This is a genomic window from Neobacillus sp. plas4, assembly GCF_057221695.1.
On record NZ_CM170152.1, the window covers coordinates 4,599,108 to 4,624,287 of the forward strand.

Sequence of the window (25,180 nt, forward strand, 5' to 3'; positions counted from 1 at the left end):
AAAAGGTGACCATAAATGCTAGAAAATAACATTTATGGTCACCTTTAGATTAATTAACAGGATGAATATTCCGCAACTCGATTTCGACCTGCCCGTTTTGCACCAACATAAAGTGCCCTGTCGGCATGTCGAATAAGTGCTAATGAATCTTCCGCATCCTCTGGTGCAGTTGCCACTCCAATCGAAGCAGTAATTTTCACTTGCTGGTGCTTCAACTCTAAGGATTGCTGTAATGTAAATGGCCAGTTAGCAATAGATTGTCTAATCATTTCTGCAAGGTGATAGGCTTCTACTTTATCCACCTCCGGCAGTAAAACCACAAATTCTTCACCGCCGTACCGAGCGACCGTTCCCCGTGAATCTATTAGACTACTTATTCTAGCAGCCAATTCACACAGGATTTCATTTCCGCTCTGGTGCCCATATGTATCATTGACTGCTTTAAAATGGTCGATGTCAAGAATGATTAATGATAATACCCTGCGTTCAAATTGATATAATTTATCAAATTCCGAATTCAATAGTTTTTCAAAATAGCGATAATTATACAATTTCGTTAACGCGCAGCGTTCACTCTGTGTTTTTGTTTCCTCGTAATGCTTTGCATTTTCCATTGCCACCGCAAAATAGGAACATAAGATATCAACGATCATCAACTGAGCTTTTTCGTATGCTCTTTTACGTTTGGAAGCTAACAATACTACACCAATTACCTTTTTATTTTTCCGAATGGGTACGGCTAGAATACTTTCCGCATCAGCAGGAATATTTCCTTTCGAATATCGTTTCCATTGTTTTGCTGTTGCATATAAATGCGCTTTCTCTTTTAACCAAACAAATCCGCTTATTCCTTCATTCTTTTTTAACTTGGGGCTGTTCAATGGTAATTCATGATCTCCATCTTGAATACGACGGATTAATTGAAGTTCGTCCTCATTTACGACCTCGAAGATATAGGCATAGTCTACTGGAAGCATTTCGCTTAGCTTTTGAATGAACAGATCAATTACCCCTTTTACCTCCAGCCGCTCTGCCATTTGGTGTCCGATTTCAGCAGCCTTTTGTAAATAGGCGTTAATTTTTTCGCTGGCATAATAAAGCTTAAAAATGATGGATAAACTTGCAAACGGAAAAGCTACAATCACAAGCGCTAACAGGTCTACATGGTTATAAAACATATAAAGCACAAAGCCTAGCGGCAAAGTAATAAATGTGGTAACCGTCTCTACGACGAAATCCTTCCCAAAGTAGGATCCCTTACTCTTATAAATAAAGTATAGATTAAAGGAGACGATGACCTGATTAAGGAGGTAACTCACCACTGCATATACTCCTGCAAGCCAAAGGGAGTGCGGATCATTTATTAGGCTGGGACCGGTTTGTCCACCAAGAGAGTAATACACGATACCGCTTACGAAAGATACGATAAAAAACATAATCAAGTTTAGTGGGACTCGAAAAATTTGTTCATTTGGAATTCGCAGCCTAAGCAGCAGCAGTATAACAGCTGCCTGTGCAAATACCATTTCAACAAATAGTCCAAAACTTAAAAATGTTGCGAGTGATACCCACTGAATTAAGAAAATAGGGGTATTATTGATCACCATTGGCATAAAGGCAACAACAGATGTTAAGATCAAAAATGCTAGTAAATCTACCCATTTCCCTGAAAAGTGAGGAGGGAAAGTTTGATAAGTAAACCACATTCCTGCTGGAACCAACAAGAGCCAGACAAGAAAAATATTTCGTTTTGTTTTTGCGGCAACTGTCATTCTTACCCCTCCCACCTGAGATTATTTTGAAATCAAGATATATCTATTTTACCAAAAATTCAATAGCCTGTCATAATGAAACCTTATTGTTTTTCAAAAATTCACTTAAATACGGTTTCGCCTCTGAAATAAAATACAAAGATCCTGTAACAACTAGAATTTGTTCGTTCTGAAGAGATTTAATAACCTCAGAAAGATGTGTATCCCATTTGTCTGCCATAACTTTATTTTTGGATTTACTTAAAGCAAATAAATCTTCCGCTTGAGCTGCCCGAGGAAAATCAAAGGATACAAAGGAAATTTCATCTGCAATTTGATCCAATTGGGCAATCATTTTGTCCAGCTTTTTATCCTTTAAAGCGGCAAATACAATATGAATACTATTGTTAGAATAACGAGTGGAAAGTTCCTGAACAAGTGCCGAAATACCCTCGTCATTATGGGCACCATCAATAATGACAAGTGGTTGATTGGAAAGAATTTCAAATCTTCCTGGCCAATAGGCTCTCTTTAATCCTGTTCTTATAGCTTCTTCGGTAATAATAAAATTCTCATCTTGATTGATGGACTGAGCTGCCATGACGGCTAAGGCTGCATTTTCAGTTTGGTGCTGGCCAATCATACCAATTTCCAAGTGCTCTAAAGTCTGTCCAGCTTGTTTTAGAGTAAAAATCTCTCCATTAGCTTGTGGGCTGTGGGAGGTTACTTTAAAATCCTGATTCAATCTAAAAAGAGCTGCCTGCTTTATTTCAGCCTGTTCTGTAATGACCTTAATTGCCTCTTCATTTTTCACTGCGGTGAAAGTAGGTATCCCATCTTTGATAATCCCCGCTTTTTCAAAGGCAATTTCTCCGTACGTATAGCCTAGAATATTGGTATGATCCAAGCCAATGTTTGTGATGATAGATGCGATTGGCTGAATAATATTCGTAGAATCAAATCTTCCGCCCAAGCCGACTTCATAGATGACAATGTCCACTTGATTTACATTCGCAAAATAATAGAATGACATCGCCGTAATCACTTCAAACTCGGTTGGTCCGCCTAGCTCGGTTTCTTCTAATTCATCTGCAAGGGGACGAATTACATTCGTTAACTCCAGGATTTCTTCGTCAGAGATTGGCTTTCCATTAACAGAAATCCGCTCATTGAATTGTTCAATATATGGTGATGTAAATGTTCCAACGGAGTAGCCTGCCGCTTCAAGAATACAGCGCAGGTAGGTCACCGTTGAACCTTTACCATTTGTACCGCCGATATGAACGGTTTTCATTTTCCGTTCAGGATGACCCAGCTTGTCCATCATCCATTCCATTCGTGATAGTCCAGGCTTGATCCCAAGTCTTAATCTTCCATGAATCCATTCAAGGGCTTCGCTATATTTCGTAAACATCTATGACACCCCATTTTATTTTTTGAAGGCTGTTATCGTATTGAAAAAGCAACAAAGTTGAGAAAAGAGCCTTTCTAAAAGAAGACGAATCCTATTTTGGACTCGTCTTCACTTCTTATTATAAACCTTTTAGCTCATTAATGCGCGCCTCAACAAGTGCTCGTTTCTCACGATAGTCTTTTTCTTTTGCACGCTCCTCGGCAACAACGCTTTCCGGAGCTTTTTTCATAAAGCCTTCGTTGTTTAGTTTCTTTTCAACTCGCTCTACTTCTTTTGTTAACTTGTCGTATTCTTTTTGTAATCGAGCAATTTCTTCGTCAATGTTAATCAAACCTTCGAGTGGAAGATAGATTTCCAACCCGGTAATCACTGCTGTCATAGCCTTCTCAGGTGTTTCGAGATTTGTACCCATTTGTAATTCTTCTGGATTACAGAATTTTTCAATATAGCTGCGGTTCTTTTCGATCGCTTTTAATACCGAATCATCCTTTGCCTTAATAAGCATTTTAATCTTTTTGCTCATTGGCGTGTTAACTTCTGCACGGATATTTCGTACAGATCGAATCATTTCCATTAACATCTTCATTTCTTGCGCCGCTTGTTCATCAGAATAAGCTGGAATTACCTCAGGCCACTTGGCAGTTGTAATGGACTCGCCATTATGCGGAAGGTTCTGCCAGATTTCCTCGGTAATGAATGGCATAAACGGATGTAACAATCTCATCGTCTGATCGAGAACATAAGCAAGGATAGAACGTGTTGTTTTCTTTGCAGCTTCATCCTCCCCATATAAAGGAAGCTTTGCCATCTCAATATACCAATCACAGAAGTCATCCCAGATAAAGTTGTAAAGAGCACGACCCGCTTCTCCGAATTCGTAACGCTCTGAAAGCTTCGTAACACTTTCAATCGTTTCGTTTAATTGAGTGAGGATCCATTTATCTGCAACTGATTTTTCACCACTAAAATCAATCTCTTCATAGGTCATGCCATCCATGTTCATCAAGGCAAAACGAGAAGCATTCCAAATCTTATTGGCGAAATTCCATGTAGATTCAACTTTTTCGAAGCTAAAACGTAAATCCTGGCCTGGAGAGCTTCCAGTTGAAAGGAAGTAACGTAGGGAATCTGCACCGTATTTTGCGATAACATCCATTGGGTCCACACCGTTACCAAGGGATTTACTCATTTTCCGACCTTGTTCATCCCGTACTAAGCCGTGGATAAGAACGTCTTTAAATGGCCGGTCACCAGTAAATTCAAGGCTTTGGAAAATCATTCTAGAAACCCAGAAGAAGATGATATCATAGCCGGTTACAAGTACATCTGTTGGGAAGAAGCGCTTGAAGTCTTCTGCCTCTACATTTGGCCAGCCCATTGTGGAAAATGGCCATAGCGCTGAACTAAACCACGTATCCAATACGTCTTTATCCTGTTCCCAATTTTCGCCGTCTGCAGGTGCTTCGTGACCAACGTAAACTTCGCCTGTTTCCTTATGATACCAAGCAGGAATTCGGTGTCCCCACCAAAGCTGTCTTGAAATACACCAGTCGCGGATATTTTCCATCCAGTGCAGGTATGTTTTTTCGAAACGCTCTGGAACAAAATTAACTTTGTTCTCTCTATTTTGAAGAGCGATTGCTTCGTCGGCAAGTGGCTGCATTTTAACGAACCATTGTGTGGATAGGTAAGGCTCAACTACTGCCCCGCTGCGCTCGGAATGTCCAACGGAGTGCAAATGCTCTTCAATTTTGAAAAGAACGCCTTGTTCTTGAAGGTCTTTCACAATTTGCTTTCGGCATTCAAAACGGTCCAACCCTTTGTATTTTCCGGCTCTGTCATTCATTGTGCCGTCTTCGTTCATAACAAGAACACGCTCAAGATTATGGCGGTTACCAATTTCAAAATCGTTCGGGTCATGTGCTGGAGTAATTTTAACGGCACCAGAACCAAATTCCATATCCACATAATCATCGCCAACAATTTTAATTTCACGGCCAACGATCGGCAGGATAACAGTTTTTCCAATTAAGTGCTTGTAGCGCTCATCTTCTGGATGAACCGCAACCGCTGTATCACCAAGCATGGTTTCCGGACGGGTAGTCGCTACTTCGATATGTCCAGAACCGTCAGCTAACGGATATTTCATATGATAAAAGGCACCTTGTACATCCTTGTAGATAACTTCGATATCAGATAGAGCCGTCTTCGTGGATGGATCCCAGTTTATAATGTATTCGCCGCGGTAGATAAGACCTTTTTTATATAGAGCAACGAATACTTCCCGAACCGCTGCAGATAAACCTTCATCTAGCGTGAAACGCTCACGGCTGTAGTCTAATCCTAGGCCTAATTTCGCCCATTGCTGGCGGATATGGGAGGCATACTCTTCCTTCCACTTCCAGGTTTCTTCAACAAACTTTTCTCTTCCTAAATCATAACGGCTTTTGCCTTCACTGCGGAGCTTTTCTTCAACCTTCGCCTGTGTAGCAATACCAGCGTGGTCCATTCCAGGGAGCCAGAGAACATCATACCCCTGCATCCGCTTCATACGTGTAACAATATCTTGTAATGTTGTATCCCAAGCATGCCCTAAATGAAGCTTTCCGGTAACGTTTGGCGGTGGAATTACGATGGTATAAGGCTGTTTGCCCTCATCATTCTGAGCTTCAAAAAACTTTCCTTTTAACCACCATTCATAACGTCCCTGCTCGATTGCCTGTGGGTCATACTTCGTCGGCATGGTAATTTCTTTTGTTTCCATTTCATTTTCCTCCTTTTTCCAATCAAGGCTCTTTTCTTAAACCTTGTATCTTTTTGTAGCAAAAATTAATAGTGTCTGTATTTTCGCAGATTACAGAAAAAATTTATTAAGAAAAGAGCTTGCAAACTAAATTCGAAGGCGTAAAATAACTGTTTCCACGTTAAAATCGGCATTTAGATTTTAACAACATCGTTACAAAAACACCTTCATCAACAACAAAAAACCCCACTCGTCATAAAAGGACGAATGGAGTTTGCTTCGCGGTACCACCTTTTTTCCAACCCTAAAAAAATTGAGTTGGCGCTTAAATGGATAACGGATTTGATCCGTCTTTAACTAATAAGATTCGTACGTGGAATCCGTTCACTAAAGAAGCTCAAGGGCGACCTTCCGAGTGTCTGCTTAGGAAACCTTTCAGCTAATGGCTTCCCTCTCTTGAAGCAGGGGCACATCGTACTCTTCCCTGTCTATGCTTTTGCTTTTTAATTGATATAGTTATACTACCCAAAAAGTTATCTTGGCGTCAATAATGATAGCCAATTTTTTTATATTATATACCATTTTGAAAAAAACGTTAAGGAATTAGGGGAATTCATTAGACAGGAAGAATATACATAAAAGAAATGCCATTTTGGAGAGGAAGGTATGTATGAAGCGGAGGAAATTTATCACCAAGTATGCCTACACTCCTTGGTATCGAACCATTAGGGGAGTATTCGCGCAGCTGGTACTGCCGTTTACAATTTTTCAATTAATCCGAACCCTGTTTATTCCAACCGTTTTTGATGTTTTATTATTATGCGTTTTTATTGCGATTGCCGTATCGATCTACTTTGAAATAGTTTAAGAGCCCAAAAGCAAAAGTTATTGCTGCTGGGCTCCTTCTTTTGCCTTCTTTTGTTGTTCGTCGATCTCTGTCATCCTCATCACTACATACTCTGAATTCTTTAAATTCCAGTATTTGCGCTGCAGCATCCGTACATATTTCAGTTCATTTTTGGGCTTTTCTTTTTTATAATACCGTTCGACTACCTGGATGATGGGAATCGGGTAGGCCAAATAACTATGGAAAAGAAGTTTCTCATCGGCTTTAAAAGGAAAATATTTAAAATAATGGTACACCCAGTCAACTGATTCATCATTCCGTGTTGGCCGCGTGTTAAAGGACCGTGAAAGATATGGCAATAAATCATGAATCGGTGAGCCGAAACGGGCATTTTCAAAGTTAATAAAGTAACCATACCCTTTGTCGTCATAAAGAAAATGCTCGGTTGATAATTTTCCATGGGTAATCACCATTCGTGCTTTTTCTTCTTCCTTTGTTTTTTCATACCATTCCTCAAATTTGGTTTTTGAAAAACGAAGTGCCTGGGTTATTTCGTTATAGTACAAGCAATACACGAGTTCAAACGGTGACATATACGTCTTTTTTTCACATTCATCAATAAAACCATCAAGAAACTCCTGTTTTTTATCAAGTAATTCAATGGTTTTCTCATAATGCTCTGTCCGCTCCTCTTTATTCACTGTGATTTCTTTAGCAGAGAGCGTGTGGAGCCTTGCTAATTCCCGAAATAGCTGTTGATGTTTATGCTCGCGTTCTCCCTTTACTTCATTGGGCATCCAAGGCATTAAGTAATAGAGAGCCTTATCATGCAGGACTGCATATCTTCCGTCAATGGTTGGATAGATCGGTACAATCCGATTATATCCCTTTTGATAAAGCAGATGAACATGTCGGATAAAATCGGTTCCGGTTGTTGGGACAATTTTCTTTAATGCAAACGTACCCTTATCAGAATAGATTTTTTTTATATTGCCATGTTCTTCAACATAATACGGTTTTACTTGATAGTTGTTTAATATGGGTAGTAGTGGATCCACCAGATTTGATTCACTCATCGGCTTTCAACTGCCTTTCATTAGAAAAGCGTAAGTGCCCTGGTCAGCGGCGTATGGCCTGGAGCGCTCCAACTGAGATAAAGGAAACACGAAGAGCCGGAGGCGCGTTCGTGCTTGACTTATCGTAGGGCGGAGAGCGAAGGACACTAGCCGCTAGGGCGCTGGAGCTAGACAGTAAACTAAGTTCCAAAAACTTTTATTATCTTGTTCTTAAAAAGATGTGAGCAGGTTTAACACCCGCTCACCTTGTATCGTTTAGTTATTTTTTCGCTAATGCAACTGGTACATATAGTACTTGACCCTCGTACACATCTTGATTGAGTTCGAGATTGTTATATCTAAGTAGATTTGGGACAGAAACGTCGTAACGATCGGAAAGACTGTCGAGTGTATCGCCCTTTTGAACAATGCAAACTTTTAATCTAGCTTGATCGGAGCTATCTTCCTTGCGGGCAAAGAACTCCGTGAGTGTCATTGTTTTCTTTTTGCCTGGCTTCTTTTTTGCCTGCTTAGGCGGTTCTTCAGGTGAGGAGGAACTCTCTTCCATCACAGGTTCCTTCTGTTGCGCAGGCTCCTTTGCCTCTTTTGCAATTGGTGCTGCAGGAGCTTCTTCCACTTGCTGTTTCACCTCAACCGGCTCGCTTACTTCACTACGGGCAAACTCAAATATGGCAGGCTGCTGAGGTGTTTCTTCCTCTTCTTCCTCTTCAGGCTCCTGATAGGTAAAGGTTGGAAATTTCGGAAAAGCTTCAACCTTTTTCTCTTCCTCTGGCTGCTTTCTGGCTTCTGCTTCAAACAAGAAAGTATCCTCAAATTGATTGTCTTCTGGTTGTGTTTCTTCTTCTTGTTCAGCTTGTTCCGGAGCTTCCACCTGATAACGATGGAGTACTTCAAACTCCTCTTCTTCCACTGCCTCTTCTTCCACTTCCTCATCCTCTTGCTGCAAGGATGAATCGTACAAGCCGCTGATGGTTAATTCTGCGGATAGTTTCAGACAGCTGCGCTCCGGGAGGGCATAATCAAATGACTCGACGATGACGTCGATATCGTAGATACTTTGAATTCGGTTGTTTGGAATGGTAATATCAACAGGAAAACGGTGTGTGAATTCACAGATTCCTTCCTCCTGGGGATCCACTCTTTCTACATACTTTTGATGTGGTACATTTTCATCATCATTCTCAGCGCTATCTTCGTCATTTCTATATTCCCCTGTTAATTCTAGCGAACCACGTATTGTTACGTATTGATCGTTTTCTTGGATGGTAATATCCGGGTCTAGAGAAATCGACACAAGTTCTGCTACTTCCTGTCCCTTTCTAAACCACAAAGATTCCTCCAAGGAAAATCGCAGGCACGATTGATTCTCTTGAGACAAAGCGACTCCTCCTTTCGTTTCCTTTCACGTAAAATCACTATGTCACTTACACTTTATGAACTAATGCTTTTAAATATGATAAAAATGCCTTTTGATGTAAAAAAGATTAGGGGTAGGGTAGTTTCATTGGATTGGGTTTAAAAATTTCTATGGGATATATGATTATTCAAGGGGTCATTCACATAGACCGGAATATTCCTGATCCACTTGCATTGACCGAAAATCTTTCTCTTTCTTTGTTTCGGTCACTCCAGACCTCCTGCATTGACCGAAACTCTTCCTTTCTCCATCTTTCGGTCACTCCACACCTCCTGCATTGACTGAAACTCTTTCTTTTTCCATCTTTCGGTCACTCCAGACCTCCTGCATTGACTGAAACTCTTTCTTTTTCCATCTCACGGTCACTCCAGACCTCCTGCATTGACTGAAACTCTTTCTTTTTCCATCTCTCGGTCACTCCAGACCTCCTGCATTGACCGAAACTCTTCCTTTTTCCATCTCACGGTCACTCCAGCTCCACTCAAAAAAATAAAAGACACTTATCAAGTTGATAAGTGTCTGAAAAAGGTATTATTTAAGTTTTGAAAATGCTATTTCTACTGCTTTGATTGTTTTTTCGATGTCTTCATCGGTGTGTTCGGTTGATAAGAATAAACCTTCAAACTGAGATGGCGGCAGGAATACACCTTGTTCAGCCATTTCGCGGTAGTAGGCAGCAAAATAGTCTAAGTTCGACGTTTTTGCTTTTTCATAGTTAATGACGTCTTCATTGGTGAAGAAGAACCCAATCATGGAACCAGCACGGTTAAAGGTAACAGGGATATCATATTTTTCAGCTGCCTCCGTGATTCCTTTTTCGAGTAAGTCGCCTAAACGTTTGAACTCCTCGTAGTGCTCTGGTGTTAGTTGACTTAAAGTCTCATAACCTGCCGTCATCGCAAGCGGATTTCCGGAAAGAGTTCCTGCCTGATAGATTGGTCCGGATGGAGCAATTTGCTTCATGATTTCCGCTTTACCTCCGTATGCACCAACTGGAAGTCCTCCTCCGATTACTTTTCCAAGACAAGTGATATCCGGAGTGATATTGAAATAGCCTTGAGCACAATTGTAGCCTACACGGAAGCCTGTCATTACCTCATCAAAAATCAGCAATGCTCCCTTTTCGGTCGTAATTTCACGAAGACCTTCTAAGAATCCTGGTAGCGGTGGTACAAGACCCATATTTCCAGCAACAGGCTCGACGATGATACAAGCAATATCGTCGCCAAATTGTTCAAAAGCATATTTCACTGCTTCTAGGTCATTGTAAGGGACTGTGATCGTATTTTTAGCAATTCCTTCAGGAACACCAGGGCTGTCTGGCAAACCAAGTGTAGCGACGCCAGAGCCTGCCTTAATCAATAGGGAATCACCATGTCCATGGTAACAACCTTCGAATTTTAAAATCTTATTACGGCCCGTATAGCCGCGTGCTAGGCGAAGCGCACTCATCGTTGCTTCTGTTCCGGAAGATACCATTCTTACCACTTCAATCGATGGTACACGTTCAATCACTAGCTTCGCCAATTCATTTTCCATTAACGTTGGTGCACCATAGCTCGTACCAAGCTCAGCCACCTTTTTGATTCCTTCCACCACTCGATCGTTAGAGTGACCAAGGATTAATGGACCCCATGACAATACATAATCAATATATTCATTGCCATCAATATCATAGATTTTTGATCCTTTTCCTCTTTCCATGAAAATTGGATCCATATTCACAGATTTAAATGCACGTACCGGGCTGTTCACCCCGCCAGGCATTAAGTTTTGAGCTTCTTTAAAGGCTTCAATTGATTTTGTATATGAGCGCATTTTGCGTTCCTCTTTTCAGTTGATATTATTGATCCTCTTTTAGCCAGCGGCATGCATCTTTTGCTGCATACGTAATAATCAAATCAGCACCTGCCCGCTTCATCCCTACTAACATTTCTAGAACTGTATTCTTTTCATCAATCCAGCCGTTTGCAGCGGCTGCCTTCACCATTGCATATTCACCGCTGACATTGTAAATAACCACTGGAAGATTGAAGTTGTTTTTTACATCACGGACGATATCAAGATAAGGTAATCCTGGTTTCACGATTAAAAAGTCGGCGCCCTCAGCAACATCCGATTCAGCTTCTCTAAATGCCTCCATCCGGTTGGCAGGGTCCATTTGATAGGTTTTACGATCTCCAAATTGCGGTGCTCCCTCAGCAGCTTCACGAAACGGTCCGTAGAATGCTGAAGCATATTTAACCGCATAGGACATAATCGGAATCTCTTTAAATCCCGCTTCATCTAAGCCAGCACGAATAGCTGCCACGAAGCCGTCCATCATATTTGACGGTGCAATGATGTCTGCTCCGGCCTCTGCTTGAGCAATCGCTGTTTTCACGAGTAATTCAAGAGATTCGTCGTTAAGTACCTGTTCTCCTTCTACGACACCGCAGTGACCGTGGCTGGTATATTCACACAAACAAGTATCTGCGACAACAATCATCTCTGGGTAATGTTCTTTTATGTAACGAGTGGCAACTTGAATGATTCCGTGATCATGAAACGCCTGTGTTCCACACTCATCCTTTACAGCCGGAATTCCAAATAATAAAACAGACTTAATTCCGTGTGCTACGATATCATCCATTTCAGCTTTTAAATTGTCCATTGATACCTGGAATACACCTGGCATGGATGATACTTCCTTACGAATGTTTTCGCCTTCATAAATAAATAACGGATAGATGAAGTCCTCTGGCCGCAAGTGATTTTCTCTTACAAGTGCGCGCATATTAGCACTTGAACGTAAGCGGCGATGACGTGAAAATTGAAGTTCCATTTATATTTACCCCCAAAATCATTTTTCTAAGTATTTTATTGTACTTTTAATCATTTCTTTCACGGTGTATTCCTCAGCTGAGGCATGGATTGGCAATCCGTAAGAGAGCAATTTTTTCTCGGTGACCGGTCCAATGCAGCCTATAATGCATTGCTCTAGATGACTCTCAAGTTTGTACTCCTGCACCACACTCATTAAATGGTCCACAGTGGAGGGACTCGTAAACATTAGAATGTCCAGCTCACCTGCAGAAAGCATCCCAGCTAGTTTTTCACGGCTCTCAGTCGGCATGTATGTTTCGTAAATGACGATTTCATCTACATACGAACCGTTCTGAATGAGCGAGCTTGCGATATATTCCCTGGCCAGATTTCCTTTTGGCAAAAGAATTTTTGACCCTTTTTCGACAAAAGGAAGAAATTCTTCAACAAAAACCTCTGCCACATAGGCCGATGGGACAAATTCGGCATGTAAGCCAAATTCATTCAAGACTTCTTCGGTTTTTTTTCCAATAACAGCAATCTTCGGGAAGCTGCAGAACTCTTCCTTTTTTTTAAAAGAAAAGAAAGTTTCCACCGTGACATTGCTCGTAAAGATAATCCACTCATATGTATCAATTTGATCCATTGCAGTTTGAAGACGCTGATTGATTTCAATCGGACGAAACGCAATTAGAGGGATTTCGATTGAAATCCCTCCATACTTTTCTACAAGTTGTGAAAAGGATTTTGCCTGCCCTGTTCCGCGTGGAACAAGGACCTTTTTGTCTTTCAAACCACATGGTTCTAGCATTGACCTTCGAGCTCCCGTTTAACCCTTTCGATAAGGTCTTTAGCTCCTTTTTCGATTAGCAGGTCTGCCGCTTGAATACCAAGTGCCTCTGGATCTTGGCCTCTCACTTCTTCTTTGAAGATTTCCTGACCTTCAGGGGAACCAACTAATACCGTTAGAGCGATTTCATCATTTTCCTGTATTTGGGCGAAACCAGCGATTGGCACTTGGCAGCCGCCTTCCATTTTATGAAGAAAAGCACGTTCCGCTTTAACAGCTCTTTCCGTTTTCTTGCATGTGAATTTTTCAAAGAGTTCAAGAAGTTCTTTATCATCCTCGCGGCATTCGATTGATAATGCCCCTTGTCCAACAGCCGGTACACAAATATCCTCGTCAATAAATTCAGTGATGGTTTCCTTTGCCCAGCCAAGACGTGAAAGGCCTGCCGCAGCTAGGATTATTGCGTCGTATTCCTCATCTTTAAGCTTTTGTAATCTCGTATCGACGTTACCACGGATCCATTTAATTTCTAAATCAGGACGCTGCGCTAACAGCTGTGCACTGCGGCGAAGACTGCTAGTGCCAATAATGGATCCAGGCTTCAAATCTTTTAGCTTAATATGGTCTCTTGAAATCAATGCATCACGGTGGTCCTCACGGAAAGGAATACAGCCAATTGTCAGCCCCTCTGGAAGCACGGCCGGCATGTCTTTCATACTATGAACAGCCATATCAATCTCTTTATCCATCATAGCCTGCTCGATTTCCTTCACAAATAAGCCTTTTCCGCCTACTTTTGAAAGGGTCACATCAAGGATTTTGTCCCCTTTTGTGACAATTTCTTTTACTTCAAATTCAAAAGGTCCTCCGAGCTTTTTCAGCTGTTCAATTACCCAATTTGTTTGTGTTAAAGCCAATTTGCTGCGTCTAGAACCTACGATAATTTTTCTCATGACTGCCTCCTATTATGAGTACCAAAAATGAAATGATGATAATTGACCAAATAAGAAAAAGTTAACTAATACAACTAAAAAAGATCCGACGTTCCAAAGGGCTAGTTGTCTGCCTGACATGTTTTTTACAATTCGCAGGTACAAATAAATACTGTAGCCTGTTAATAAAAGAAATGAACCTACAATTTTCATATCATACCAAGGCATTCCTGGAACCTTTAAAATGGCCCACTGTAAGCCAAGAATTAGGCTTAATAACAGCATAGGAACTCCTATGACTACTAAAATATAAGAAGACCTCTCCAGCTTGCTTAAATCTGCGATTCTCAAAAGTCTCGCTCCCCACTTTTTCCTCTTCAACAAGTCATATTGAATCAGATAGAGAAGCGAAAGGACGAAAGATAATGAGAAAGCCCCATACGATAAGATTGCCATCGTGATATGTATAAGCAAGAGTTCAGACATAAGCTGGTTGCTTATCACATGTGAATCATATTGAACTGGAGCAAACGTGTGGATCGCAATAACAATAAAACCAAGAATATTTGTAAAAAAGACGATAAAGTCTACCTTCAGCAGTTTGTTAATTCCGAGTGATAGCGTAACCAATACCCATGCATAAAAATAAAGACCCTCAAATATCGTTAACGCAGGAAATCTGCCTGTTTTTATCATATAAGAGGTTAGGAAGATTGTTTGTAAAACCCATACAAACGCAAGTAACCAGAAGGCAATACGGTTTGCCTTCCGGTTATGATTGAGAAAATCGAAAAAATATAACAATACACTGAAGGCATATAGGACTACTGTCAATTCGTGCAGTCGTGTCATATAAAAGTCATACATAATGAGTACCTCTTATGACTGAAAAGTAGCCTGAGGTACATGAACCATTGCATTTTTGGTTTCGGCTGCTTTTGTTTGTTTTTCAACAAGCTCTTCAATATTAAATATTTTCATAAATAAGTCCAATGCCTCATCGGCGTCAGGACGAGCAGCCAATTCTTTTGCTTGTAAGATAGGATCTTTTAATAGCTGATTAATAATGCTCTTCGTATGTTTGTTTAATACCTTAATATCACGGTCTGATAAATGCGGCAGTTTACGTTCAAGGCTGACCATTGTTTCAGACTGAATCGCACCAGCCTTATCTCTAAGAGCAGCGATAACAGGAACCACGCCCAGTGTTCCAAGCCATTGTTTGAAATCAACGATTTCCTTTTCGATCATCAGCATAATGACTTGAGCTGCTTTCTTCCGCTCCTGAAGGTTTGCCTCAACAATCCCCTCTAAATCATCGATATCATATAAAAATACACTTTCTAGTTCTGCAATTTTTGGATCTAAGTCACGCGGAACAGCAATATCCACCATAAATAACGGCTTACCTTTACGCTGCTTTTCCACTTTTTCCATCATGGCTTTCGTGATAACAAAATCTTTCGCACCCGTAGAACTAATCAAAATATCTGCGTCAATAAGCGTTTTTTGAAGGTCATCAACTGTTTTGGCATTTCCAGCAAAACGCGCAGCCAGAACCTGTGCCTTCTCAAATGTACGGTTAATAACTGAAACCTTTTTAACACCATTGCCATGCAGATTTTGGGCTGCTAACTCACCCATTTTTCCGGCACCAAAAATTAACACATGTTTGTTCTCAAGCGAGCCGAAAATTTTCTTTGCTAGTTCTACAGCAGCATAGCTCACGGATACAGCATTGGCACCGATATCGGTTTCAGCATGTCCACGCTTCGCCACTGTGATGGCCTGCTTAAACAGGTGGTTAAAGACTGTTCCAGTTGTTCCTTGTTCTTGAGCTAATATAAAGCTTGACCGAACCTGCCCTAAAATTTGTGTTTCCCCTAACACCATTGAATGAAGACCGCATGCTACCTTGAATAAATGCTCAACAGCACCGTCCTCTTCATAAACAAATAGAAATGGTGAAAACTCAGATTGTTCAATTCCGAACCATTCAGATAGAAATTCCTTCACATAATAGCGGCCTGTATGCATTTGATCGACAACTGCATAAATCTCTGTACGATTACATGTCGACACAATGATATTTTCCAGGATGCTTTTTTTAGAATTTAATTTTGTCATGGCATCCGCAAGTTCGGCTTCATTAAATGTCAACCGCTCTCGGATTTCCACAGGGGCAGTTTTATAGTTTAAACCGATTACTACAATATGCATTTCTAAGAACACCCCCAATAAGTAATACAATAAAACTCCTGCTGCATAATTAACTAGTCTGATTATAACATGGGTTTTTTCAAATTTACCCTTAAATTGTGAACAGAAAGCGAAACAATATGTTACTATAAAAAGCGGAAGCTTTATATCTAGAATAAACCTGTTAAATAGGAAAAAATTTATGTTTTAATAATGTATCATCTTATGTACAGTACCAAAAAAACAGAAGAGATTCAAGTAAACCTTACTGGAAGTGGTGTTAAAATGAAGAATCAACGGATATTTCCTGGAATTATTCTCATAGGCTTTGGTGCCTTTTTATTCTTACAGCAATCAGGATTTACAGCTCTACAACCATTGTATTCATGGCCAACCCTTCTTATTATTGTTGGCGTGGCATTTTTAGGACAGGGATATTCAGCAAATGATTATGAAGCGATCCTGCCTGGAGTTATCATCGCGGGCTTCGGTCTCCATTTTCATCTTGCGGGAAAAATCTCTTTCTGGCCGAACAATACGATTGGGATGCTGGTATTATTTATATCCATCGGATGCTTTCTTCGTTTTCAAAAAAACAATAACGGTTTATTTCAAGCCTTTCTTTTTTTAGTATTGGCATTATTGCTATTATTTTACGATAAAGTTACAGATTACCTAAATTTACTTCAAAATGGTTTAAGTTTCGCCTGGAAGTTTTGGCCGGCGATTATTATTTTGGTTGGGGTCTACTTTCTGTTTCGGAGAAAAAAATAACAAGAAAGTGTTAATTGTGCCCATAATTGTGGGATTGTTGATTTATGGGTAACAACAAATTTTATTTGTGCCCGTAATTCCGGAAATGATGATTTACGGTAACAATAAATCATCATTTGTGCCCGTATTTGTGGAAAAGTTATTTTTCGGTAACAATAACTCATTATTTGTGCCTGTAATTGCGGAAATGTTGATTTATGGTAACAATCCAAAAAGTGATGCAAAAACATTATGAAAAGACAAAATGGCGTGAAAAGTGAGATACTTAACACGCCATTTTTAATATTTACATATAGCTTTGCAAAATCGACCACGCTTTGTCTTTACCTTCGCCCGTTTCGGATGAGAAAAGGACAATTTGGTCATTTTCTGCTAAGTCGAGGGTTTCTTTTGTGACTTTTAAATATTTCTGCCACTTTCCTCTTGGGATTTTATCTGCTTTCGTCGCGATGACGATACACGGAATGTCATAATGCTTAAGGAAGTCGTACATCATGATATCATCCTGGGTCGGCGGGTGCCTTAAGTCAACAATCAAAACGACCGCTCTTAATTGTTCACGAGTGGTGATATACGTTTCAATCATCTTCCCCCACGCTGCCCGTTCCGACTTCGATACTTTCGCATATCCATAACCAGGAACATCGACAAAATGAAGAATTTCATTAATTAAATAAAAGTTTAACGTTTGAGTTTTTCCTGGCTTAGACGATATTCTTGCAAGACCTTTTCGATTTAACATCTTATTAATAAAAGAAGACTTGCCTACATTTGATCGTCCGGCCAAGGCAAATTCAGGCAGTTCTGTTTCTGGGTACTGCTCCGGCCTCACGGCACTGATGACGATATCTGAACTTACTACTTTCATTGCAAACCACCTTCTACTAGTGCATGCCGGAGAACTTCATCGACATGTGAAACAAGGACAAACTCAATTTCATTTCTAACACTTTCTGGTATATCATCGATATCCAATTCATTATCTTTCGGAAGAATGACCTTTGTTAATCCCGCTCTATGAGCACTGAGTGTTTTTTCTTTTAAGCCTCCAATTGGGAGAACCCTTCCTCTAAGGGTAATTTCTCCTGTCATCCCTACTTCACGTCGAATCGCTCTTCCTGTTAAGGCGGACACCAGGGCAGTAGCCATTGTTATTCCCGCAGAAGGTCCATCTTTTGGAACAGCCCCTTCTGGAACGTGAATGTGTACGTCATATTTTTCATGAAAATCTTCTTCAATTCCTAGCTCTCCAGCTTTAGAACGTACATAACTAAAGGCAGCCTGCGCAGATTCCTTCATGACATCGCCAAGCTTTCCTGTTAGAACAAGTCTACCCTTACCAGGAGACAAGGAAACTTCAATCTGCAGTGTATCGCCGCCCACCGTTGTGTAGGCTAGACCTGTTGCAACACCGACCTGATCTTCTGTTTCAGCTTGACCATACCGGAACCTTGGTTTCCCTAAGAACTCCTCGACGTTCTTTTCCGTTACGATCACTCGTTTTTTCTCTCCAGAAACCACGATTTTTGCTGTCTTCCGGCAGATGGTGGCCATTTGCCTCTCCATACTCCGTACCCCAGCTTCACGGGTATAATATCTCACTACCTTAAGGATGGCATCATCGCGCACCTGCAGAATTCCTTTAGTCAGTCCATTTTCTTTAATTTGCTTAGGGAGCAAATGATCTCTTGTGATATGGACTTTTTCAAGTTCAGTGTAGCCCGCAATTGTGATAATTTCCATTCGATCCAGCAGCGGGCCAGGGATCGTGGATAAGTTATTGGCTGTTGCAATAAACATGACTTTGGAAAGGTCATATGTTTCTTCAATATAATGATCACTAAAATTATGGTTTTGTTCAGGGTCTAAAACTTCAAGCATGGCAGAGGATGGATCGCCGCGGAAGTCACTCGACATTTTATCAATCTCGTCTAATAAAAAGACTGGATTAATCGTGCCCGCTTTTTTCATTCCTTGAATAATCCGTCCTGGCATTGCCCCGACATACGTTCTGCGGTGACCGCGAATTTCGGACTCATCCCGAACGCCTCCAAGGGAGACACGGACAAAATTACGATTTAATGAATTCGCAATGGAACGGGCTAAGCTGGTTTTCCCCACTCCAGGAGGTCCAGCAAGACATAGAATCGGTCCTTTTAAGGAATTCGTCAGCTTTTGAACCGCCAAAAACTCCAATACACGTTCCTTTACTTTTTCGAGACCAAAATGATCCTGATTCAGGATTTTCTCAGCGCGATTTATATCAATATCGTCATCGGTCTTTTTTGACCATGGAATGGTAATCAGCCACTCGATATAGTTGCGAATAACTGCACTTTCAGCTGAACTGGACGGAACTTTCTCATAACGGTCAAGTTCTTTCAAGGCAGTCTGCTGAACATGTTCAGGCATACCGGCATTTTTAATTTTTTCAGTGAGTTCGGCAATTTCACCAGTTTTACCTTCTTTATCGCCTAATTCCTTCTGAATTGCCTTCATTTGCTCACGCAAATAATATTCCTTTTGTGTTCTTTCCATGGAGCGCTTTACGCGCTGCCCAATCTTTTTCTCAAGATTAAGTACTTCTTTTTCATTTTGAATCGTTGAAATGACGCTATTCATGCGTTTTTTGACATCAATCATTTCGAGGATTTCTTGTTTTTCCTTTAGTTTGATTGGCAAATGGGAAGCAATAATATCAGCCATTCTGCCTGGTTCCTCAATATCTACAACGGAAGTATACGTTTCGGCCGAAATTTTCTTCGATAACTTTATGTATTGCTCGAAATACTCAAGCATTGTTCTCATTAATGCCTGATCCTCAACATCCTTGGTTGTCGGTTCATCATAAGTCACAATACTGACTGCATAATAGTCGTCTTCATCATGGAATGACTGGATTTTTGCTCTATTTAGTCCCTCAACCAGCACTCGTATCGTACCGTTCGGAAGCTTAAGCATTTGTTTTACCTTTGTTAAGGTACCAATTTCATATAAATCTTCTTCAGATGGCTCGTCTATAGCTATATCCTTTTGTGTCGTTAAAAAAATTAAATGGTCATCTACCATCGCTTTTTCAAGAGCTTCAACCGACCTTTCACGGCCTACATCTAAATGAAGAACCATTGTCGGATACACCAGCAACCCTCGAAGCGGCAGGAGGGGGACGATCAATTCTCTATCTTCCGCCATTAACTTGCACCTCCACATGCATTAATCAATCTTTCCTGCTGATAACAAGAAAAACATCTTTGTACAATTCTATCTTATTTGCAAATATGTGTCTAATATTACGAAAGCTTAAGAATGTGTTGTCAATAATTAATTTTCCCCAACCTCTAAGATTTCTTTCATAAAAAACACTTCGGTCAGACAACCGAAGTGTTATCGTTTAAATGGATTCTTTTTTCGATAGCTCGATAGAAGCCGGAATCACTTGATTGAGCGGCTGGTTATGGACAAGAGCAACGTCAAAGACTTCACTCAAATGCGTAACTGGAACAAGGCGAATTCCTGTTATTTCATTTAAAATCGACTGCATGTTTTCCTCAGGAATGATCACGGTCGTGGCTCCTGCCTTCCTGGCTGCCTTTACTTTCGGGTAAACGCCGCCGATTGGCTTAACATTCCCATGGATGCTTATTTCTCCCGTCATCGCTACTTTGTTATCAATTGGAATTTTATATATGGCAGAATAGATTCCTGTTGCCATCGCAATACCTGCCGAGGGACCGTCAATTGGAACCCCGCCTGGGAAATTTACATGAATATCAAAATCATCAGCTGGAACACCCATCGACCGAAGAACAGTAATAACATTTTCAATCGATCCGCGTGCCATACTTTTTCTGCGGATAGATTTACCTTGGCCGCCAATACTTTCTTCATCGACAATTCCAGTAATGTTAATAGAACCTTTATCCTTCGCAGGGATCACCGTTACCTCGATTTCAAGCAGCGCCCCTGTATTTGGTCCATAAACAGCTAATCCATTAACAAGACCTACCCGGGAATCGTCATTGATTTTCCTTTCCATTCTTGGAGACAATTGACTGGAATGAGCAACCCATTCTAAATCTTCATCTTTTATAAAATTGCGTTCATCCGTAATGGCAAGCCCGGCCGCAATCTGAACCATATTTACGGCTTCGCGCCCATTCCTTGCATATGTAGATAAAATATCTAATCCAACTTCACTAATGTCTAAATTCACTTTTTCAGCCGCTTTTTTACCAACCTGAATGATTTCTTCTTGTGTTAATTCTCTAAAGAAAACTTCCATACAGCGCGACCGAATCGCTGGCGGTATTTCACTAGGCGTTCTTGTTGTTGCACCAATTAAGCGAAAATCAGCAGGAAGCCCATTTTTAAAAATGTCATGGATATGTGTAGGGATTTGATTATTTTCTTCATGATAATAGGCACTTTCAAGAAATACCTTACGATCCTCAAGGACCTTTAACAGCTTGTTCATTTGAATTGGATGTAGTTCGCCAATCTCATCAATGAATAGGACACCACCATGTGCATTTGTAACAGCCCCTTGCTTCGGCTGTGGAATTCCAGCTTGTCCCATCGCTCCAGCTCCTTGATAAATCGGGTCGTGAACCGATCCTATTAACGGGTCGGCAATCCCTCTTTCATCAAATCGAGCGGTTGTGGCATCTAATTCAATAAATACTGAGTTTTGTTTAAATGGTGATTTCTGATTTTTTTTCGCTTCTTCTAAAACTAATCTGGCTGCAGCTGTTTTCCCTACCCCCGGTGGTCCATAAATAATCACGTGCTGAGGGTTGGGACCACATAATGCTGCCTTCAATGACTTTATGCCATCTTCTTGTCCAACAATATCATGGAAGCTTGTAGGGCGTACTTTTTCCGCTAATGGTTCTGTTAATGAAATTGATCTCATTTTGCGAAGCTGTTCCATTTCCTTACGGGATTCCCGATCAATGGAAACCTTCTGTGTCCGTTGGTTCCTAAGCAAATTCCAGAAATACAGCCCGATAATAATCCCGAAAAAAAGCTGTATAAATAAGGCAATCCCCGTCCAACTCATATTTTTCCCTCCTGCTACAAGAATACTTCAATAGATATTAATAAGTATTTCCTGCATAGAGATGGAATAAACCACAATTTGTAAGAAACTGTTGAAGGATAAATGAATAATAAACGAAAAAAGGACCCAGTAAATTTACCGGATCCTCTTACATTTTATATTAAGCAGATTTTTCCTCTGCTACAACCGTTCCATCTTCTAAGATAAGCTTGGGAAGGCTATTATCGATGACCGTTTCTTGTGTAATGATACATTTTTGAATATCATTACGAGAAGGCAAGTCAAACATCACGTCTAACATGATTCCTTCAATAATAGAACGCAATCCGCGGGCACCTGTTTTACGTTCAATCGCCTTCTTCGCGATTTCAATTAGGGCGCCTTCTTCGAATTCCAATTCAACTTCATCGATTTCCAACATTTTTTGATATTGCTTAACTAAAGCATTCTTTGGCTTCGTTAAGATTTCAATTAATGCGGACTCATCCAACTGCTCAAGGCTTGCAATTACAGGCAGACGACCGATGAATTCAGGAATTAAGCCGAAGCGAAGTAAATCTTCAGGCAGCACTTTTGAAAGAAGCTCTTTCTGTGTAATATCCACTTGCTTCACATCAGAACCGAAACCAATAACCTTTTGACCTAAACGGCGCTTAATAATTGGCTCGATTCCATCAAATGCTCCACCACAAATAAATAAAATATTTGTTGTATCAATTTGAATGAATTCCTGGTGAGGATGTTTACGTCCGCCTTGTGGAGGAACGCTCGCAACCGTACCTTCTAAGATTTTCAATAATGCTTGCTGTACACCTTCACCAGAGACATCTCTTGTGATGGAAGGATTTTCAGATTTACGGGCAATTTTATCGATTTCGTCGATATAAATGATACCCTTTTCTGCTTTCTCAACATCGTAATCAGCAGCTTGTATTAATTTTAAAAGAATATTTTCAACGTCTTCACCTACATAACCTGCTTCGGTTAGAGACGTTGCATCTGCGATGGCAAACGGAACATTAAGAATACGAGCTAATGTTTGCGCTAATAATGTTTTACCACTTCCCGTTGGTCCGATCATACAGATATTACTCTTAGCAAGTTCAACATCATCAATCTTGCTGTTAGAATTGATACGCTTATAATGGTTGTAAACCGCAACCGAAAGCGATTTTTTAGCTTGGTCCTGACCAATGACATATTCATCAAGAATCTCACAGATTTCTTTTGGCTTCGGAACGTCTTTAAATTCTACTTCTTCTTCTGTTCCTAGCTCTTCTTCAACAATTTCTGTGCAAAGCTCGATACACTCGTCACATATATATACACCTGGTCCGGCAACCAATTTACGTACTTGGTCTTGTGTTTTTCCACAGAATGAACACTTTAATTGACCTTTTTCATCATTAAATTTAAACAAATCTTTCACCCCTTGAAAACGTGTTTTAACCATATTTAAAGTTGTCTACTACAAACAAAAAATCCGTATTTTTTCGAAACTATTCAGCGGTATGTATTGCATTGTAACACATGCACCCAAAGGACAGGTAATAAAAAGCTTACTTCAATTATGTTTTTTTGAAAGCGTATTTTTGTTTGAACAACCTTTAAATAAAAGCCATTGTACCCATTAAGCATAACCACTTTTTCTAAAAATAAATCTCATTAAGCCGGTTTTACTTAATTCGCTATGTAAACCTGTTTTTCCTGCATTAGTTTCATTGCTTGTTAAAAGAAAAGCGGAAGCGCCTTGACCAGGGGCATCGGGCATAAGACGGGCCCGGCAGAAAGATTGCTCTTTAACCTTTTTGACGGATTGGCTTATGACCCCCAGCCCCTAGGCGCTGCAGCTCGACATTAAAAAGGTTTCCCTGTCCTTATTATAATATGTAATTGGAAAAAAGTATAAAAACAGGCACGATAAAATCGTGCCATGTGTTTTAATTATGAATTATTTTTTGTTTTCGATTAAGAATTCAACTGCTTTTTGCTTTTGAAGATCGCCTTTGATACCTTCAAGACCGCCAAGTGCTGCCTTAATATTGTCAACTGTCATGTTGTACATGCCAGCCATTTTTTCAAGTTCAGCATTAACATCTTCATCAGTAGCTTCAATGTTTTCAGCTTTTGCAATTGCTTCTAAAGTTAAAGCAACGCGAACACGGTTTTGAGCTTCTTCTTTCATTTGTTCACGTAATGCATTTTCATCTTGACCTGAGAATTGGAAGTAAAGCTCAAGGTTCATTCCTTGCATTTGTAAACGTTGTTCAAATTCTTGAAGCATACGATTCACTTCGTTTGTAACCATTACTTCTGGAATTTCAACCTGTGCATTTTCAGCAGCTTTTTCAACTAATGTATCACGTAAGTGGTGCTCAGCTTCGTGCTTCTTGCTGTCTTCTAAACGAGTTCTGATTTTTTCTTTTAATGCGTCTAATGTTTCAACTTCGTCATCCACATCTTTTGCAAACTCATCATCTAATTCTGGAAGCTCTTTTCCTTTGATTTCATGAACGGTTACTTTGAATACTGCTGGTTTACCAGCAAGTTCAGCCGCATGATATTCTTCAGGGAATGATACTTCAACATCTTTAGATTCGCCAGCAGCCACACCTACTAGTTGCTCCTCGAATCCAGGGATGAATGAACCAGAACCTAATTCTAGTGAATGGTTTTCAGCTTTCCCGCCTTCGAATGCTTCGCCATCAACGAATCCTTCGAAATCTAAAACAACTGTATCACCAAGTTCAGCAGTACCTTCTTCTTTCACCACAAGCTCAGCTTGACGGTTTTGAAGAGTTTCTAATTCTTTTGCTACGTCTTCATCTGTTACGTTTGTATCTAACTCTTCAACTTCTAAACCTTTGTACTCGCCTAATGTTACTTCAGGCTTAACTTGTACAGTAGCTTTGAAGATTAGTTCTTTACCTTTTTCCATTTGCTCGATGTCGATATCCGGACGGTCGATTGGCTCGATTCCTGCTTCGTCAATCGCATTGCCATATGCTTCAGGAAGAAGAATATCTAATGCGTCTTGATAAAGAGATTCTACACCGAAACGCTTTTCAAACATTGGACGAGGCATTTTTCCTTTACGGAAGCCTGGTACATTTACTTGTTTAACAACTTTATTAAAAGCAGCTGTTAAGCCTTCGTTTACTTTTTCCGCGCTTACTTCAACAGTAAGGACACCGGTGTTTCCTTCTAACTTTTCCCACTTTACTGTCATACCTTTTTTTCCCTCCAACAATAATCTATTATCATTTCATTCGTAACAAATTTGGTAGGAAGATGTCTTGTCCTCCAAGCCATTATCCGCTTTTTTTATGTAAAATATAGTTTTTACACAATGCAACCCTTACATTATAACACA

The 25,180-nt window shown here is 40.3% G+C and carries 18 protein-coding genes and 1 other annotated feature; of the genes, 2 read left to right on the forward strand and 16 right to left on the reverse strand.

Translation table 11 applies throughout. From position 1 onward, the window contains the following. Window positions 1-53: 53 nt before the first annotated feature. From AC2TFD_RS23255 to AC2TFD_RS23265, 3 genes are all read right to left on the reverse strand, one after another. Window positions 54-1,772: a sensor domain-containing diguanylate cyclase gene (locus AC2TFD_RS23255; RefSeq protein WP_484674064.1), complete on the reverse strand. Its 1,719-nt coding sequence runs from the start codon at window positions 1,770-1,772 to the stop codon at window positions 54-56. Window positions 1,773-1,842: 70 nt separating this feature from the next. After that, on the reverse strand, window positions 1,843-3,165 hold the full coding sequence (locus tag AC2TFD_RS23260) for a bifunctional folylpolyglutamate synthase/dihydrofolate synthase (RefSeq protein ID WP_484674065.1): 1,323 nt from the start codon (window positions 3,163-3,165) through the stop codon (window positions 1,843-1,845). Between the two features lie 118 nt (window positions 3,166-3,283). Continuing rightward, the gene (locus tag AC2TFD_RS23265; protein ID WP_484674066.1) at window positions 3,284-5,929 is read right to left on the reverse strand and encodes a valine--tRNA ligase; all 2,646 of its coding nucleotides are present in this window, start codon (window positions 5,927-5,929) and stop codon (window positions 3,284-3,286) included. 235 nt (window positions 5,930-6,164) lie between these two features. Beyond that, window positions 6,165-6,408: a binding site (T-box leader), on the reverse strand. Window positions 6,409-6,578: 170 nt separating this feature from the next. On the opposite strand from AC2TFD_RS23265, the gene AC2TFD_RS23270 reads away from it, so the two are divergent. Next, window positions 6,579-6,776, forward strand: coding sequence for a hypothetical protein (locus AC2TFD_RS23270; RefSeq protein WP_335510713.1), 198 nt, complete (start codon window positions 6,579-6,581; stop codon window positions 6,774-6,776). A 17-nt stretch (window positions 6,777-6,793) separates the two neighbouring features. Here the strand turns inward: AC2TFD_RS23270 and ysxE are convergent, their stop codons facing one another. The 8 genes from ysxE to hemA all read right to left on the reverse strand — a co-directional run bounded on the left by ysxE (window position 6,794) and on the right by hemA (window position 15,995). Beyond that, window positions 6,794-7,831 (reverse strand): spore coat protein YsxE, encoded by a 1,038-nt coding sequence (ysxE, locus tag AC2TFD_RS23275; protein ID WP_484674067.1) that lies wholly within the window; start codon window positions 7,829-7,831, stop codon window positions 6,794-6,796. Between the two features lie 259 nt (window positions 7,832-8,090). Beyond that, complete coding sequence (spoVID, locus tag AC2TFD_RS23280; RefSeq protein WP_484674068.1) at window positions 8,091-9,209, reverse strand: stage VI sporulation protein D; 1,119 nt, start codon at window positions 9,207-9,209, stop codon at window positions 8,091-8,093. Between the two features lie 570 nt (window positions 9,210-9,779). Beyond that, complete coding sequence (hemL, locus tag AC2TFD_RS23285; RefSeq protein WP_484674069.1) at window positions 9,780-11,066, reverse strand: glutamate-1-semialdehyde 2,1-aminomutase; 1,287 nt, start codon at window positions 11,064-11,066, stop codon at window positions 9,780-9,782. Between the two features lie 25 nt (window positions 11,067-11,091). Beyond that, the gene (gene hemB / locus AC2TFD_RS23290) at window positions 11,092-12,072 is read right to left on the reverse strand and encodes a porphobilinogen synthase (protein WP_335567118.1); all 981 of its coding nucleotides are present in this window, start codon (window positions 12,070-12,072) and stop codon (window positions 11,092-11,094) included. Window positions 12,073-12,090: 18 nt separating this feature from the next. Further along, window positions 12,091-12,864, reverse strand: a complete 774-nt coding sequence (locus AC2TFD_RS23295; RefSeq protein WP_484674070.1) for a uroporphyrinogen-III synthase — start codon at window positions 12,862-12,864, stop codon at window positions 12,091-12,093. Beyond that, entirely contained in the window at window positions 12,858-13,796 is a 939-nt protein-coding gene (gene hemC, locus AC2TFD_RS23300) for a hydroxymethylbilane synthase (protein ID WP_335510703.1), read from the reverse strand. The genes AC2TFD_RS23295 and hemC overlap by 7 nt, the downstream gene beginning before the upstream one ends. 12 nt (window positions 13,797-13,808) lie before the next feature. Beyond that, the gene (locus tag AC2TFD_RS23305) at window positions 13,809-14,642 is read right to left on the reverse strand and encodes a cytochrome C assembly family protein (RefSeq protein WP_335567120.1); all 834 of its coding nucleotides are present in this window, start codon (window positions 14,640-14,642) and stop codon (window positions 13,809-13,811) included. Between the two features lie 12 nt (window positions 14,643-14,654). Further along, window positions 14,655-15,995: a glutamyl-tRNA reductase gene (gene hemA, locus AC2TFD_RS23310; protein WP_335567121.1), complete on the reverse strand. Its 1,341-nt coding sequence runs from the start codon at window positions 15,993-15,995 to the stop codon at window positions 14,655-14,657. A 264-nt stretch (window positions 15,996-16,259) separates the two neighbouring features. Here hemA and AC2TFD_RS23315 point away from each other — a divergent pair, with 264 nt between their 5' ends. Then, on the forward strand, window positions 16,260-16,748 hold the full coding sequence (locus tag AC2TFD_RS23315; RefSeq protein WP_484676361.1) for a LiaF transmembrane domain-containing protein: 489 nt from the start codon (window positions 16,260-16,262) through the stop codon (window positions 16,746-16,748). Window positions 16,749-17,034: 286 nt separating this feature from the next. Here AC2TFD_RS23315 and yihA read toward each other — a convergent pair whose 3' ends face one another. The 5 genes from yihA to tig form a co-directional block, all read right to left on the reverse strand. After that, window positions 17,035-17,616: a ribosome biogenesis GTP-binding protein YihA/YsxC gene (gene yihA / locus AC2TFD_RS23320; RefSeq protein WP_335510695.1), complete on the reverse strand. Its 582-nt coding sequence runs from the start codon at window positions 17,614-17,616 to the stop codon at window positions 17,035-17,037. Beyond that, window positions 17,613-19,940 (reverse strand): endopeptidase La, encoded by a 2,328-nt coding sequence (gene lon, locus AC2TFD_RS23325; protein ID WP_484674071.1) that lies wholly within the window; start codon window positions 19,938-19,940, stop codon window positions 17,613-17,615. The genes yihA and lon overlap by 4 nt, the downstream gene beginning before the upstream one ends. Before the next feature lie 199 nt (window positions 19,941-20,139). Then, window positions 20,140-21,807, reverse strand: coding sequence for an ATP-dependent protease LonB (lonB, locus tag AC2TFD_RS23330; RefSeq protein ID WP_484674072.1), 1,668 nt, complete (start codon window positions 21,805-21,807; stop codon window positions 20,140-20,142). Between the two features lie 160 nt (window positions 21,808-21,967). After that, the gene (gene clpX / locus AC2TFD_RS23335) at window positions 21,968-23,227 is read right to left on the reverse strand and encodes an ATP-dependent protease ATP-binding subunit ClpX (protein WP_484674073.1); all 1,260 of its coding nucleotides are present in this window, start codon (window positions 23,225-23,227) and stop codon (window positions 21,968-21,970) included. A 531-nt stretch (window positions 23,228-23,758) separates the two neighbouring features. Continuing rightward, window positions 23,759-25,036, reverse strand: coding sequence for a trigger factor (gene tig / locus AC2TFD_RS23340; RefSeq protein WP_335510688.1), 1,278 nt, complete (start codon window positions 25,034-25,036; stop codon window positions 23,759-23,761). Window positions 25,037-25,180 lie beyond the last annotated feature (144 nt).